Source organism: Brachybacterium sp. GCM10030252 (assembly GCF_042666535.1).
Lineage (GTDB): Bacteria > Actinomycetota > Actinomycetes > Actinomycetales > Dermabacteraceae > Brachybacterium.
The window spans coordinates 297,260-310,707 of the sequence record NZ_JBHTDM010000004.1; the positions used below are offsets into that span (position 1 = coordinate 297,260).

A 13,448-nucleotide genomic window follows, 5' to 3' on the forward strand; every position below is an offset into this window, starting at 1 on the left:
CCACGGCCGGAGGCCGCCGTCGGCGTACCGTGAACTCCGCCCCCTGTCACCGACCCGCGTCCTATCGCGTCCTCCCGAGGAGCCATGACGACCCCCACTCTCAGCGCCGACACCCCGCGTGGCCGCATGTACCGCCTCGAGCCCGACGGACCGCTGCTGTACCCCTCGATCACCACGGTCGCGGGCATGCGCGCCAAGGACCACCTGCAGGGCTGGTACGCCACCATGGCCTCCAAGCGAGCACTGGAGATGTACGCGTGGCTGGACCGCAATCCCGGCCGGGCCGCGGCGGAGATCGCCCGTGTCGCCCGCGACAAGTGGGGCACCCAGAAGCGCATCGCCGCGGCCGCCACCGAGTACACGCGCACCGCGGCGGATTTCGGCACCCTGGTCCATTCCGCCTGTGAGCTGTGGGGCACCAGCGGCGCGCGCCCCACCGCCGCCCAGATCGGCGAGCTCGCCGACCACATGCGCTCCTCGCAGGGAGCCTTCGCCGCCGAGAAGGACCCGCAGGCGCTGATCACCCGCGCCGACGTGCGCCTGGACGGCTACGGCCGGTTCCTCGAGGACTACCAGCCCGAGTTCGTCGAGGTCGAGCAGACGGTCGTGAACCATACCGTCGGCTACGCCGGGACCACCGATGCGATCGTCCGTATCGGCAACACGCTGCTCAGCGCCGACATCAAGACCTCGAAGAAGGTGCGCGGCGACTATGCGCTCCAGGGTGTGGCCGTGGTCCGCGCCGAACAGCTGCTGGATGAGGACGGCACCGTGCGGGAGATGCCGGACCTCACGGGCGCGTTCATCATCCACCTGCCCGAGGCCGGCGGCTACCAGGTGGTGCCGCTGCGCACCGGTGACGCCGAGTTCGAGGTGTTCCGCTCCCTGCGCAGCGCGTGGTCCTTCGAGCCCGACGAGTGCGCCCTGGAGGCGTCGTCGGGTCCGCAGGAACTGCTGCTGTCGCTGCTGCGCGCCAAGGGCGGGATGGCCGCGCTGGACTGAGCCGGCCGATTCAGGGGACTGACCCAGCCGATTCAGGGGACCGGGCCGCCCGCTCGCTCCGTGATCTGGGTGGCCGTCAGCTCCCGGCACCGCTGGACATCCCGCAGGAGGCCGCGACGGCGCCGACCCTCGGGGCGGGCGCGGATCGCAGCGATCTCCTCCTCGGTCCAGGGCATCACGTCGCGGGTGCCGCCGCGGGCGGCCCAGCGCCGGTACCAGCGCGGCGCGAGGCGAGCGGGCCACCAGAAGCAGGACACGGCGATCACGAGCATGGCCAGCCAGATGAACGGCAGGTTCCACCACAGCTGCCGGAGATCCTCGCGTCCGAAGAACTCGAACACGGTCGCCGGCAGGGACATCACCAATGCTCCGCCCAGTCCGGCCATCGTGAACGGCCAGGTGTTGCGGGAGGCGATCTGTGAGGCGTTGTAGGGCGGCTTGACCACCCACGAGCGGCGCGCCCCGGACAGCGCACGGAGACCGGGCGCCACGACGGCGACGACCACCAGGTGCATCGCCAGTCCGATCACGAGCACGTCGGTCGTCATGTACATCGGGCGGGTTCCGTTCTCTACGGCGCCCGGATGGCGACGCAGCGGGCGAGGCGGGGGAGGGGCGCCCGGACGCGGCCACCCCGTGGTCCGTCCGGAAAGCGGCCCCCGCCCTGCACGGATGCAGGTCGGGGGCCGCTGATCGAGCTGACGGCTCGGGGAGCGTCAGCTCGAGAGCCCAGAGGGCTCAGATGTCTCCGTCAGCTCAGATGTCGTAGTAGAGCTCGAACTCGTGCGGGTGCGGGCGGAACCGGAAGGGATCGATCTCCTGGGTGCGCTTGAACTCGATCCAGGTCTCGATGAGGTCCTGGGGGAACACGTCGCCCTCGGTGAGGTAGTCGTGATCGGCCTCGAGGGCGTCCAGGGCGGCGCCGAGGGAGTCCGGCAGCTGACGGATCTGCTGGTGCTCCTCCGGGGGCAGCTCGTAGAGGTCCTTGTCGATCGGCTCCGGCGGCTCGATGCGGTTGCGGATGCCGTCAATGCCGGCCATCAGCTGGGCGGCGAAGGACAGGTACGGGTTGGCCGAGGGGTCCGGTGCGCGGAACTCGATGCGCTTGGCCTTCGGGGTGGAACCGGTGACCGGGATACGGATCGCGGCCGAGCGGTTACGGGCCGAGTACACCATGTTCACCGGCGCCTCGAAGCCCGGCACCAGACGCTTGTAGGAGTTCACCGTGGGGTTGGTGAAGGCCACCAGCGAGGGGGAGTGCTCGATGATGCCGCCGATGTACCAGCGGGCGATGTCCGAGAGGCCGCCGTAGCCGCGCTCGTCGAAGAACAGCGGCTCGCCGTCCTTCCACAGCGACTGGTGGGTGTGCATGCCGGAGCCGTTGTCGCCGAACAGGGGCTTGGGCATGAACGTCGCGGTCTTGCCGGACTCCCACGCGGCGTTCTTGACGACGTACTTGAACTTCATGACGTCGTCGGCCGCGTTCAGCAGGGTGTTGAAGCGGTAGTTGATCTCCTGCTGGCCCGCGGTGCCGACCTCGTGGTGGGCGCGCTCGACCTGCAGGCCGACCTGGTCCAGGACCGCGCAGATGTCATCGCGCAGATCGGACATCTGGTCGTTCGGGGAGACGGGGAAGTATCCGCCCTTGACGCGGGTCTTGTAGCCCTGGTTGCCGCCGAACTCGGACTCGTCGCGGTCGGTGTTCCACACGGCCTCGTCGGAGTCGATCTGGTAGAAGCCCGAGTTGATGCTGGTCTTGAACCGCACGTCGTCGAAGATGTAGAACTCGGCCTCGGCGGCGAAGATCGCCGTGTCGGCGATGCCGGTCGAGGTCAGGTACTCCTGGGCCTTCTGGGCCACCGTGCGCGGGTCGCGGGAGTAGGGCTCGTCCGTGAACGGGTCGACGATCGAGAAGTTGATGACCAGCGTCTTGCGCTCGCGGAACGGGTCCACGTACGCCGTGCGCAGATCAGGGATCAGCTTCATGTCGGACTCGTGGATCGCCTGGAACCCGCGGATGGACGAACCGTCGAACAGCTGACCGGTCTCCATCGCCTCCGCATCGAACGTGCTCGCCGGCACGTTGAAGTGCTGCATGATGCCGGGAAGGTCGCAGAAGCGGATGTCGATGAACTCGACGCCCTCTTCCTCGATGTACTTCACGACCTCGCTGGGACTGTTGAACACATTTCCTCCATCCGCGCCCACAGGCGCGTGTTTGTGCTGTCGAACCCCGAGGGGGTCATCACCATGTCGAGATCCGGGCACACGGGTGCGGACCGCATCTCGGGTGCCGTCCACCATATGCGCCGTCGGTGCGAGCCGGTTCCCATGACCGCAGAGCGGGCAGCCGCTCCCAGATCCGGGGTCTAGGGTTTCCGTCGTGGTCGAGCGCAAGGATCTGGGGTCGTGGATGGGCGGCGTGCCGTCCGATCCGGACTATGTCGCGGGGGCGGACCTCGGCCTGCCCGCCGAGGGGTCGGGGTCAGTCGCCCCGTTCTGGCGCCGTCCCGTCTCGGTCGTGATCGACTGGGGCCTGTGCGTGGCCATCTCGGCGCTGTTCTTCCAGTACGACGCCACGGCCAACCTGGTCCTCTTCGTGGTCGTGAACCTGCTGTTCATGAGCCTTTTCGGGGCCACGCCGGGCCAGTTCGTGATGCGGGTCCGGATCCTCCCGGTGCGCGGACGGATGCCGATGCCGCTGCGAGCTGCGGTGCGCACGGGTCTGATGCTGCTGCTGATCCCGGCCGTCGTGTGGAACAAGGACGCGCAGCCCCTCCACGACACGGCCGCCGGCACCGCCGCCGTCACCGTCTGACGGCTCTGCCCTCGCGACGGGTCTGCCTCTCCGGTGCCGATGCGCGGGGCACCTCATCGCGGTCGCGCGGCGATCCTCTACGCCCGTCACCCTCGTGCTTCTACGCCCGTGACCTGGTGCGATAAATATGGTCACGTTTCGATAACCCACGTAACGGAGAGATAACCACGGCTCGCGGGGAGCCGAGCCGGTGAGGAAGCGTCCCAGGTTTCCGACAGACGAAACCCCCGCGCGGTCGGAACCGGGCGGGGGCGTCAGGAGGGGAGGCGCCGCGAGTCAGCGGCCGCGCATCGCCTTGCGGTTCGGGCGTGCCCGCATCGGGTCCACGCCCTTGGGAACAGCCTGACGGATCGAGCGGTGCAGCGCTGTCAGCCGCTTGCTGACCTGTGCGGACTCATCCTTGGTGAGGACCTTCTTCATCCGCGTCATGTGGGTCGGCAGCTTGTGCAGCGGGACCTCACCCTCGCCGTCGCCGACGACGATCTGGTGGACCGGGACGCCTTCGTGCTGGAGCACCCGGCGGATGTTGCGCCGCTCCTTCTCCAGCAGCTTCATGGAGATGGCGGAGGAATCCTCCGCCACCACGGCGATCCCGGCGCGGCCGGAGGCGCGGAAGAGCATCTTCTGGCTGCGGGGATCGACCTGGACGGGCTCGTCGGCGACGTCCCAGCCGCGGCGTATCGACTGCATCGCGGCCAGGGCGGCGCCGGGCTGGCCCTTGATGCGGCTGAAGGCGGCGCGCTCGGCCTTGCGCGCCAGGATCAGCATCGCGACCAGCACGCCGACGGCCAGTCCGAGGAAGATGCCGTACCAGGGGCTGTTGAACACGAGCCAGCTGACCAGGATGCCGGCGGCGATGGAGGCCACCACCGCGAGGATCATCAGGGGCAGGGTGGTGCGGTCGACGTCCTGGGTGTACTTGAACACCTCGAGCATCTGCTTCAAGCGCCCCGGCTTCTTCGAGCCGTCGGCGTTCTTCGCGCCCTTGGCGGGCTTGGTCTCGCTGTTGCGGGCCATGGGTGTGGGTCCTCTCGGGGGCGCGCGAGCCTCAGCTCGCGGCAGCCTGATTGCTGCGGGCGACGACGCTCGCAGCTTCCTGACGGGCGGGCTGGTCCTGATCCAGATGGCGGAGATTCTCCGGGATCTCCCGGCCGAGCTTCCTCATCGCCTGCGCCCAGAGCTTCCCGGCGCGGTAGGAGGAGCGGACCATCGGTCCGGCCATGACACCGAGGAAGCCCATCTCCTCGGCGGCCTCGGAGAGCTCGACGAACTCTTCGGGCTTGACCCACCGGTCGATGGGGTGGTGCTTCTTGGACGGGCGCAGGTACTGCGTGATCGTGATGAGATCGCAGCCGGCGTCGCGCAGCCGCTGCAGGGACTCGAGGATCTCTCCGGTCGTCTCACCCATGCCCAGGATCAGGTTGGACTTGGTGATCATGCCGGCGTCCTTGCCCAGGGTGATCACGTCCAGCGACCGCTCGTAGCGGAAGGCCGGACGGATCTGCTTGAAGATCCGCGGGACGGTCTCGAGATTGTGGGCGAACACCTCGGGCCCGGCCTCGAAGACCTGCTGGAGCGCCTCGCCGTTGCCCTTGATGTCGTCGATCAGCAGCTCCACGCCGGTGCCGGGGCTGACCGAGTGGATCTGGCGGCAGGTCTGTGCGAACAGGCCGGCGGCGCCGTCGGGCAGGTCATCGCGGGCGACGCCGGTGATCGTGGAGTAGCGCAGGCCCATGTCCTTCACCGATCGGGCGACCTTCACCGGCTCCATCGGGTCGACCGCCATGGGCTTGCCGGTGGCGATGTCGCAGAAATCGCAGCGACGGGTGCAGGTGTCGCCGCCGATGAGGAAGGTCGCCTCGCGATCCTCCCAGCATTCGAAGATGTTGGGGCAGCCGGCTTCCTCGCAGACGGTGTGGAGGCCCTGCCCGTGCACGCGCTTTTTCATGGCGCTGTACTCGGGACCCATCACGGCGCGGGTCTTGATCCATTCGGGCTTGCGCTCGATGGGTACCTCGGCGTTGCGTGCCTCGACGCGCAGCATGCGCCGGCCTTCGGGAGCGACAGTCACCCTCATGCCTCCTACGTTCGACGTTCCGGGAAGTCTACCGAGCGGGCCTGGGCCCGGCGCACGTCATACCACGGCAGCAGAGGTGCGGTGCGCCACCAGTTCCGTCATCGCCTCTTCGGCCTCGTCGATCACATCGGCCACGGCGATGCGACGGCCCGCCTCGCGGCTGAGGCTGGTCACGCCGGCGTCGTCGATACCGCAGGGGATGACGTTCTCCGCCCAGCTGAGGTCGTTGGCGCAGTTCAGGGCGAAGCCGTGCATGGTGGCCCGCTTGGAGACCCGCATCCCGATCGCGCAGACCTTGCGGGCCTCCTCGCCCTGCGGGGCGACCCATACGCCGCTGCGACCCTCGATCGGGAGCGTGTCCACGCCCATCTGCCCGCAGACGCCGATGAGAGTGTGCTCGAGCGCGCGCACGAAGCCGACGACATCGATCGGGATCGGGAGCTTGACGATCGGGTAGCCGACCAATTGCTGCGGCCCGTGCCAGGTGATCTTCCCGCCGCGGTCGATGTCGATCACCTCGGCGCCGTCGCGGGGGCGCTCGTGATCAGCGGTGAGCTTGCCGGCGGTGTACACGGCCTGATGCTCCAGCAGCAGCAGCGTGTCCGGCCGGATGCCGGCGACGACCTCGGCGTGGAGGCGGCGCTGGATATCCCAGGCGGAGCGGAAGTCGACCGGACCGGGAGGCAGGTCGAACTCCTCATGGCGGTCTCCCTCGGGGAGGGGTTCGCTGAAACCGAGGCGGATGACGTCGAGCACGCACACAGGCTACTCCGGCCCTCACCAGTGCGTTGTGGACGGCCAGCGGTCGGCACCGGAGTGACGGGGTTCACTGGACCCATGGAGGACTTCGATCAGGAGCGGTTCGAGCACGGGCCGGGCCCCCTGCACGGTGGGCTGGGACGCTCCGCCGGGGCAGGGCGCCGCCTGTTGTCCGAGCTCGGCGCCGCGCAGCGGCGAGACCGCGATCGCGAGGAGACGCAGGTCCGTGTCCGGGGTGACCGTATGGCCCTGCACGTCCAAGCGCTCACGCCGACCGGCCTGGAGAGTGTGCGCGCCGAGATGCAGCTGCTCGCTGCGCTCGAGGTCGCCGGTGCCTCGGCAGCGCCGACGGTGCTGGAGATCGGGGACGAGGGCTACGTGCGGGAGTCCGCCCGGCCGCTAGACCTTCGCGGAGGCCGGCGCTCCGCGGTCGACGGCAGCCCGGCGACCGCCGAGCGGATGGCGCAGGCCCGCGCACGCGAGGATCTCGACGCGGTGGTGGACGCCCTGCATGAGCGGGGCTGGGCGCTGGGCGCCGCGCCCGGGCAGGGGATCGGGATCCGGGCCGACGGCAGCGTGGTGCTGCTCGACCTGACCGGCTTGGCGCCCGGGACCGAGGTCTCGGCGCAGCGCGCGGACCGGGCGTGGGTCGACTCCGTGCTCCAGGATCAGGAGCGCACCTTGCGGCGCCGGATCGACGAGCCGCGGCATGAGATGCCGCGGGAGGAGACGGGACCGCCGCCCGAGGACGACCCGGGGGAGGGCGCGGGAACGCCGCCCGAGGAGGCCTCGGGGGACGACGAGGTTCCGGCGAAGGGCTCCGCGGCCACTCGCGCTGCGGCGCCGTTGCCGGCTCCGCGCCTGGTCCGGGCACGGACGCGGTATGTCGGCGATACCGCCTCCCGCGACATCGGCGGCGGCGGTGTGACCGGCTCGTCGTGGCGGACCGGTGCGCGCGGGCTGGCCACGGCCGTCCGGCAGGTGCTGGCAGGGCGCCGCACTCGTCGCACCGCCGTGCTGTCCGCCGCGGTCGTGCTGGTGGCGGGCACGGTCCTCGGCGTCGCCAGTTGGCTGATCCTGTTCCCGGACTCGGGGCCACGGACCTCCGCTGAAGGAGCCGGCCCCGCTGCTGCTCCTGCCTCGGCCGAGGCCGCAGTACCGAAGATCGAGGATCCGTGGGCACTGGCCACAGAGCTCGCAGGGACCCGCCACTCCTACGTGACCGGCATCTCGGAGGAGCCGGCCGCCCTCGAGGGCAGCGAGGCCCTGGCAGAGGACGACCAGGTGCGTGAGGCCTACGAGGGGGTGGAGGTCCGTGGCGGCGGCCCGGTGGTCCATGAGGCCGAACTCGTCCGGGAACCGACTGCGGACGGTACGGCACGTCTGCAGATCGAGACGTCCACGGCCGAGCACGAGGTGATCGAGGCCGACGGCTCCACGCGGACCGTGCCGGCCACGGAGGCGACCGTCGTCGACCTGGATCTGCGCTGGGACGGCTCCCGGTGGCTCGTGCAGCGCACCCGGACGGTGGACGACACCGACGAGAGTCCCTGACCCGCAGGCCCCGAGGAGAACACCCGTCACACAGCGCACGAGGGCGCCGGCGACGGTTCGCAGGGCGTCCGAGCGCGATCTGGCGGCGGGCACAGCAAGAGCTGGCGAGGGCACAGCAAGGGCCCGGCACCGAATCGATCGGTGCCGGGCCCTGCGGATGCCGTCCGCCGCGCGAGGACGGGCGGGCTACGGGCTCAGAGGCCGAGTTCCGCCTCGAACGCGCCGTCCTCGAGACGCTTCTTCATGAAGGTGAGGAAGCGAGCGGCGTCCGCCCCGTCGACCAGGCGGTGGTCGTAGGAGAGGAACAGGTACATCATCGAGCGGATCGCGATCGAGTCGTCGCCCTCGGCGTTCTGGACCACCGCGGGCCGCTTGGTGATGGTGCCGGTGCCGAGGATGCCGACCTGCGGGCTGGGCACGATCGGGGTGTCCCAGAGTGCGCCGCCCGAGCCGGTGTTGGTCAGCGTGAACGTCGCCCCGGAGAGGTCGTCCGGGCCGAGCTTGTTGTTCTTGGCCTTCGAGCCCAGCTCGCCGATCTGACGGGCCAGGCCCGCCAGGTTCAGGTCGCCGGCGTTCTTGATGACCGGGACGACCAGCCCGCGCTCGGTATCCGCTGCCATGCCGATGTTCTCGGCCGCGGCGTACTTCACGGTGTCTCCGTCGATGGTGGCGTTGAGCTTGGGGTAGACCTTCAGACCCTCGATCGCGGCCATCATGAGGAACGGCAGGAAGGTCAGCTTCGCGCCCTCGCGCTGAGCGAACGCATCCTTGGCGCGGCCGCGCAGCTTGGCGATCCGCGTCATGTCGACCTCGACCGCCGTGGTCAGCTGAGCCTGCTCGTGCAGGGACTCGACCATGCGCTTCGCGGTGATCTTGCGGATCCGGGACATCTTCTCCTCGGTGCCGCGCAGCGGGGAAGCCTCGACCTTGGGAGCTTCGGCGGGAGCGCCCGCGGCCGGGGCGGACGCCGCCTCGGCAGCGGCCTTCTGCTCGTCGATGGCCTGCTGGACGTCCTGCTTGCGGATCCGGCCGCCCAGGCCCGTCCCGGTCACCGTGGAGAGGTCGATGCCGGCATCGGCCGCCATCTTCCGCACCAGCGGCGTCACGTAGCCGGAGGACTCGGCGCCGGTGACGGAGTCCGCGGCCTTCGGGGTCGTCTCGGGCACGGAGGGGTCCTGCTTCTCCTGCCCCTGGGGGGCATCGGCCTTGGCCTCAGCGGGCTGCTCGCTCTGCGTCGGCGCCGCCGACTGCTCGGCCTTCTCCTCCGCCGGCTTCTCCGCGGCCTGCTCGGCCTTCCCCTCGGCCGGCTTCTCCGCGGCCTCTGCCTGCTCGGGCTCCTTCTCCTCCGCCTTCTCCTCGGCGGCCGGAGCCTGCTGCGTCGGCTCATCGCCGCCCGCGGACGCTCCGGAGGAGTCGCCGACGACTGCGAGCACGGCACCGACCTCGGCGTCGTCGTCCTCCTGGACGCGGATCTCGAGCACGGTGCCCGCGACCGGGGAAGGGATCTCGGTGTCGACCTTGTCGGTCGAGACCTCGAGCAGCGGCTCGTCGACCTCGACGCTCTCGCCGACGCTCTTGAGCCAGCGGGTCACGGTGCCCTCGGTGACGGACTCACCAAGGGCCGGCATCGTCACCTCCTCGCCGGCGGCGGCGCCACCGGCGGCACCCGAACCGGCCTCGTCCGACGCATCGGCGGGCTTCTCGGACTCTCCGGCCGGCGCCTCCTCATCGGTGGAGGGGGCGACGGTCTCGTCGGAGGCGAGATCTTCGCCCTCGCCGGAGGGCGCGGAGCCCTGGTCGGAGCCGCCATCGGACTCGGTCTGCTCGTCGGAGGCGGCAGGAGCTTCCTCGCTTTCCTGCTGCGCGCCCGAGTCGCCGGAGCCCTCGTCGGAGGAGCCGGAGCCGTCGCCGATGACGACGAGATCGGCGCCGACCTCGGCGTCGTCGTCCTCCTCGACCAGGATCTTCTCGATGGTGCCGGCGACAGGGGAGGGGATCTCTGTGTCGACCTTGTCGGTCGAGACCTCGAGCAGCGGCTCGTCGACGTCGACGGTGTCGCCGACGCCCTTGAGCCAACGGGTGACGGTGCCCTCGGTGACGGACTCACCGAGCGCCGGCATCTTCACGGTTTCAGACATGGGGGTTCTCCTCCTGGTGGGCTCAGGCGTGGGCGTGCAGGGGCTTGCCGGCGAGCGCCAGGGCGGCTTCGCCCATGGCTTCGTGCTGCGACGGGTGGCCGTGGATGAGGGAGGCGACATCCTCGGGGTAGGCCTCCCAGTTGACGATGAGCTGGGCCTCGCCCATGAGCTCGGAGACGCGCGAGCCGATCATGTGCACGCCGACGATCGCGCCGTTCTTCTCGCGCACCATCTTGATGAAGCCGGTGGTGCCGAGGATCTGGGACTTGCCGTTGCCGGCGAGGTTGTACTCGTAGGTCTCCACGGCATCCTCGCCCAGCTGCTCCTTGGCCTGCTTCTCGGTGAGGCCGACGGAGCCCAGCTGCGGCTCGCAGTAGGTGATGCGCGAGATGCCGGACTCGATGATCGGGGCGGGGTTCTGGCCGGCGATGCGCTCGGCGACGAAGATGCCCTGCTGGAAGCCGCGGTGGGCGAGCTGGAGGCCGGGGACGATGTCGCCGACGGCGTAGATGCCGGGGACGTTGGTCTCCAGGGTCTCCATGTTCGCGAGGACGAAGCCCCGGTCCATCTCGATGCCCTGCTCCTCGTAGCCCAGCCCGGAGGTCGTCGGCCCGCGGCCGACGGCGACCAGCAGGTAGTCGCCCTCGAAGACCGTGCCGTCGGTCAGAGTGACCTTCACGCCGGAGTCGGTCTGCTCGGCCTTCTCCGTGAACACGCCCAGCGAGGAGGTGATGCCGCGCTTCTTGTAGGCCCGCTCGAGAGCCTTGGACAGCGACTCGTCCTCGTTGGCCACCAGATGGGGGAGGCCCTCGACGATGGTCACGGACTCGGCGCCGAGCGACTTCCACACCGAGGCGAACTCGACGCCGATGACGCCGCCGCCGAGGATGATCGGGTTCTTGGGCACCTCCGGCAGCTGCAGCGCGGTCTCGGAGTCGAGGAACCGGCCGCCGAGGTCGATCCCCGGCAGCGTCTTGGAGTAGGAGCCGGAGGCCAGCACGATGTTCTTGCCGGTCAGCTCGCGGGTGCCGGACTCGGTCTCGACGGTCACCGTCTGCGGACCGGTGAGACGGCCGAAGCCTTCGACGTACTCGACCTTGCGCGCCTTCACGAGGCCCTGGAGGCCCTTGTAGAGGCGGCCGATGATCTTGTCCTTGTAGCCGAGCATCTTCTCGACGTCGACCGAGCCGACGGTGAGCTCGAGCCCGACCTCGGACGCCTCGGACGGGGTGTCGGCGAGCTCGCCGACGTGCAGCAGCGCCTTCGTCGGGACGCAGCCGCGGTGCAGGCAGGTGCCACCGAGCTTGTCCTTCTCCACGAGAGCGATCTTCTGGCCGAGCTGGGCTCCGCGCAGCGCGGCCGCATAGCCGCCGCTGCCACCGCCCAGGATCACGACGTCGAACTGGTCAGTGGTTGTATCCGCCACCTGTGTGCTCCTCGGTGTGTGGGTGTTCTACGCGGCGCGCTGACCGGGCTGGTCGACGGCACCGCCTGCGGGTCCCATGCTAGGCCACCAGGCGGTGCCGTTCGGCTCGCTGCGCAGGATGCCCAGCGGGGCCGGGCATCCCGGGTCAGGCGGCGGGGGCGGAGGCGCGGTCCTCGAGCACCCGCAGCACGGTGCGCACGCTCATGCCGGTGCCTCCCTTGCCCATGTATCCCAGCGGGGAGGATGCGTACCCGGGGCCGGCGATGTCCACGTGGGCCCACTCCGTCTCACCCACGAACTCGGCCAGGAAGATGCCGGCGGTCAGGGCCCCGCCCCAGCGTTCGCCGATGTTGCGCAGATCAGCCACCCGACCGGTCAGGTCCGCCCGCAGCTCCGCCGGGAAGGGGAGGGGCCAGAACGGCTCGCCGGTCAGCTCGGAGGCCTCCATCACGGCGTCGCGACCGGCCTGGGTGCCCATCACCCCGGCGGTGCGCTTGCCGAGCGCCACCACGGCGGCGCCGGTGAGCGTGGCCACATCCATGACCAGGTCGGGCTCGTCGGCGACCGCGTCGACCAGGGCGTCGGCCATGACCATGCGGCCCTCCGCGTCGGTGTTGAGCACCTCGACCGTCTTGCCGTTGCGCATCGTGACCACGTCACCGGGGCGCTGGGCGCCGCCCCCGGGCATGTTCTCGGCCAGCGCCAGGAAGGCGGTGACCTTGACGTCGAGCCCGAGCCGGGCGGCGCCTACCGTCGCGGACAGCACGGTCGCGGCGCCGGTCATGTCCGAGGTCATGTCGTCCATGCCGGCGGCGGGCTTGATCGAGATGCCGCCGGTGTCGAAAGTGATGCCCTTGCCCACCAGCGCGACGGAGCTGCGCGCGTTCTCCGGCGCGTACTCGACGCGCACCAGACGCGGGGGACGGGTCGAGCCCTGGCCGACGCCGACGATGCCGCCGTAGCCGCCCTCGGCGAGCTGCTTCTCGTCCAGCACCGTGACCGTCAGCGGCAGGTCGGCAGCGACCTCCTCGGTCCGGCGCGCGAACTCGGCGGGGTAGAGCAGGTTCGGCGGGGTGTTGACCAGATCGCGCGTGAGACCGACGACGTCGGCGAGCACACCGGCACGCTCGGCCGCGGCGGCGATGGCCGGCGCGGCGGCGTCCTCGCTCAGCAGCGTGATCGAGCCCAGAGCCGGCTTCGGGGCGGACGAGCCCGAGCCGGTCTTGTGGGCGGTGAAGGCATAGGCACCCAGGGCCGCGCCCTCCAGAGCCGCGGCCTGCTGGGCGGCAGTGCCGCCGGGCAGAGCGATCGCGGCGCCGGCGGTGCCCGTCAGGGAGCGGGTGGCGGCGCCGAACGCCAGGCGGAGGTCCTCGTCGTCGGCCTCGGAGAGATCCTCCTCACCGATGCCCACGAGCAGGAGCGAGCCGGCGGAGGTCAGGCCGTAGGAGGGGATCCGGTGGAGGTCGCCGCGGGCTGCGGAGGCGTCCAGAGGTGCGATGACCTCGGAGATCTCCGGAGCTCCGGGGACGCTCGAGGGGGCGTCGCCGGCCCCGGCGAGCAGCGGCAGGATGAGGACGTCGGTATCGACGTCGCGCAGGGAGGTGTCAGACACGGTGATGGTGGGCATGGTTCCATCGTAGAGCTGGCGCGGACCTGCCGGTCGCCCCGTGCGGC

The 13,448-nt window shown here is 70.3% G+C and carries 11 protein-coding genes; 3 read left to right on the plus strand and 8 right to left on the minus strand.

Annotated features, from left to right (window positions below; all coding sequences use genetic code 11):
• The first annotated feature begins 84 nt into the window (after window positions 1-84).
• Window positions 85-1,002, plus strand: coding sequence for a hypothetical protein (locus ACFQRJ_RS03070; RefSeq protein ID WP_377016912.1), 918 nt, complete (start codon window positions 85-87; stop codon window positions 1,000-1,002).
• Window positions 1,003-1,034: 32 nt separating this feature from the next.
• Here ACFQRJ_RS03070 and ACFQRJ_RS03075 read toward each other — a convergent pair whose 3' ends face one another.
• On the minus strand, window positions 1,035-1,556 hold the full coding sequence (locus tag ACFQRJ_RS03075; RefSeq protein ID WP_377016914.1) for a hypothetical protein: 522 nt from the start codon (window positions 1,554-1,556) through the stop codon (window positions 1,035-1,037).
• Between the two features lie 202 nt (window positions 1,557-1,758).
• A complete protein-coding gene (glnA, locus tag ACFQRJ_RS03080) occupies window positions 1,759-3,189 on the minus strand; it encodes a type I glutamate--ammonia ligase (protein ID WP_377016916.1) in 1,431 nt (476 codons plus the stop codon).
• Window positions 3,190-3,385: 196 nt separating this feature from the next.
• Here glnA and ACFQRJ_RS03085 point away from each other — a divergent pair, with 196 nt between their 5' ends.
• Window positions 3,386-3,820, plus strand: coding sequence for an RDD family protein (locus ACFQRJ_RS03085; protein ID WP_377016918.1), 435 nt, complete (start codon window positions 3,386-3,388; stop codon window positions 3,818-3,820).
• A gap of 276 nt (window positions 3,821-4,096) precedes the next feature.
• Here the strand turns inward: ACFQRJ_RS03085 and ACFQRJ_RS03090 are convergent, their stop codons facing one another.
• From ACFQRJ_RS03090 to lipB, 3 genes are all read right to left on the minus strand, one after another.
• Window positions 4,097-4,837: a DUF4191 domain-containing protein gene (locus ACFQRJ_RS03090; protein ID WP_377016920.1), complete on the minus strand. Its 741-nt coding sequence runs from the start codon at window positions 4,835-4,837 to the stop codon at window positions 4,097-4,099.
• Between the two features lie 31 nt (window positions 4,838-4,868).
• A complete protein-coding gene (gene lipA / locus ACFQRJ_RS03095) occupies window positions 4,869-5,891 on the minus strand; it encodes a lipoyl synthase (protein WP_377017268.1) in 1,023 nt (340 codons plus the stop codon).
• 63 nt (window positions 5,892-5,954) lie between these two features.
• Window positions 5,955-6,653: a lipoyl(octanoyl) transferase LipB gene (lipB, locus tag ACFQRJ_RS03100; RefSeq protein ID WP_377016922.1), complete on the minus strand. Its 699-nt coding sequence runs from the start codon at window positions 6,651-6,653 to the stop codon at window positions 5,955-5,957.
• 81 nt (window positions 6,654-6,734) lie between these two features.
• On the opposite strand from lipB, the gene ACFQRJ_RS03105 reads away from it, so the two are divergent.
• Window positions 6,735-8,210: a hypothetical protein gene (locus tag ACFQRJ_RS03105; protein ID WP_377016924.1), complete on the plus strand. Its 1,476-nt coding sequence runs from the start codon at window positions 6,735-6,737 to the stop codon at window positions 8,208-8,210.
• Window positions 8,211-8,404: 194 nt separating this feature from the next.
• Here the strand turns inward: ACFQRJ_RS03105 and sucB are convergent, their stop codons facing one another.
• The 3 genes from sucB to ACFQRJ_RS03120 all read right to left on the minus strand — a co-directional run bounded on the left by sucB (window position 8,405) and on the right by ACFQRJ_RS03120 (window position 13,401).
• Window positions 8,405-10,348, minus strand: coding sequence for a 2-oxoglutarate dehydrogenase, E2 component, dihydrolipoamide succinyltransferase (sucB, locus tag ACFQRJ_RS03110; protein WP_377016926.1), 1,944 nt, complete (start codon window positions 10,346-10,348; stop codon window positions 8,405-8,407).
• A 22-nt stretch (window positions 10,349-10,370) separates the two neighbouring features.
• On the minus strand, window positions 10,371-11,774 hold the full coding sequence (lpdA, locus tag ACFQRJ_RS03115; protein WP_377016928.1) for a dihydrolipoyl dehydrogenase: 1,404 nt from the start codon (window positions 11,772-11,774) through the stop codon (window positions 10,371-10,373).
• Between the two features lie 145 nt (window positions 11,775-11,919).
• Window positions 11,920-13,401 carry a leucyl aminopeptidase gene (locus ACFQRJ_RS03120; protein ID WP_377016930.1) on the minus strand — a complete coding sequence of 494 codons (1,482 nt, stop codon included), beginning with the start codon at window positions 13,399-13,401 and terminating at the stop codon, window positions 11,920-11,922.
• Window positions 13,402-13,448 lie beyond the last annotated feature (47 nt).

What these genes read in the sequence shown, in the direction of transcription:
- ACFQRJ_RS03120 (WP_377016930.1), bottom strand. Translation starts at nt 13,401, where the DNA reads ATGCCCACCATCACCGTGTCTGACACCTCCCTGCGCGACGTCGATACC.
- ACFQRJ_RS03105 (WP_377016924.1), top strand. Translation starts at nt 6,735, where the DNA reads ATGGAGGACTTCGATCAGGAGCGGTTCGAGCACGGGCCGGGCCCCCTG.
- ACFQRJ_RS03075 (WP_377016914.1), bottom strand. Translation starts at nt 1,556, where the DNA reads ATGTACATGACGACCGACGTGCTCGTGATCGGACTGGCGATGCACCTG.
- ACFQRJ_RS03070 (WP_377016912.1), top strand. Translation starts at nt 85, where the DNA reads ATGACGACCCCCACTCTCAGCGCCGACACCCCGCGTGGCCGCATGTAC.
- sucB (WP_377016926.1), bottom strand. Translation starts at nt 10,348, where the DNA reads ATGTCTGAAACCGTGAAGATGCCGGCGCTCGGTGAGTCCGTCACCGAG.
- ACFQRJ_RS03090 (WP_377016920.1), bottom strand. Translation starts at nt 4,837, where the DNA reads ATGGCCCGCAACAGCGAGACCAAGCCCGCCAAGGGCGCGAAGAACGCC.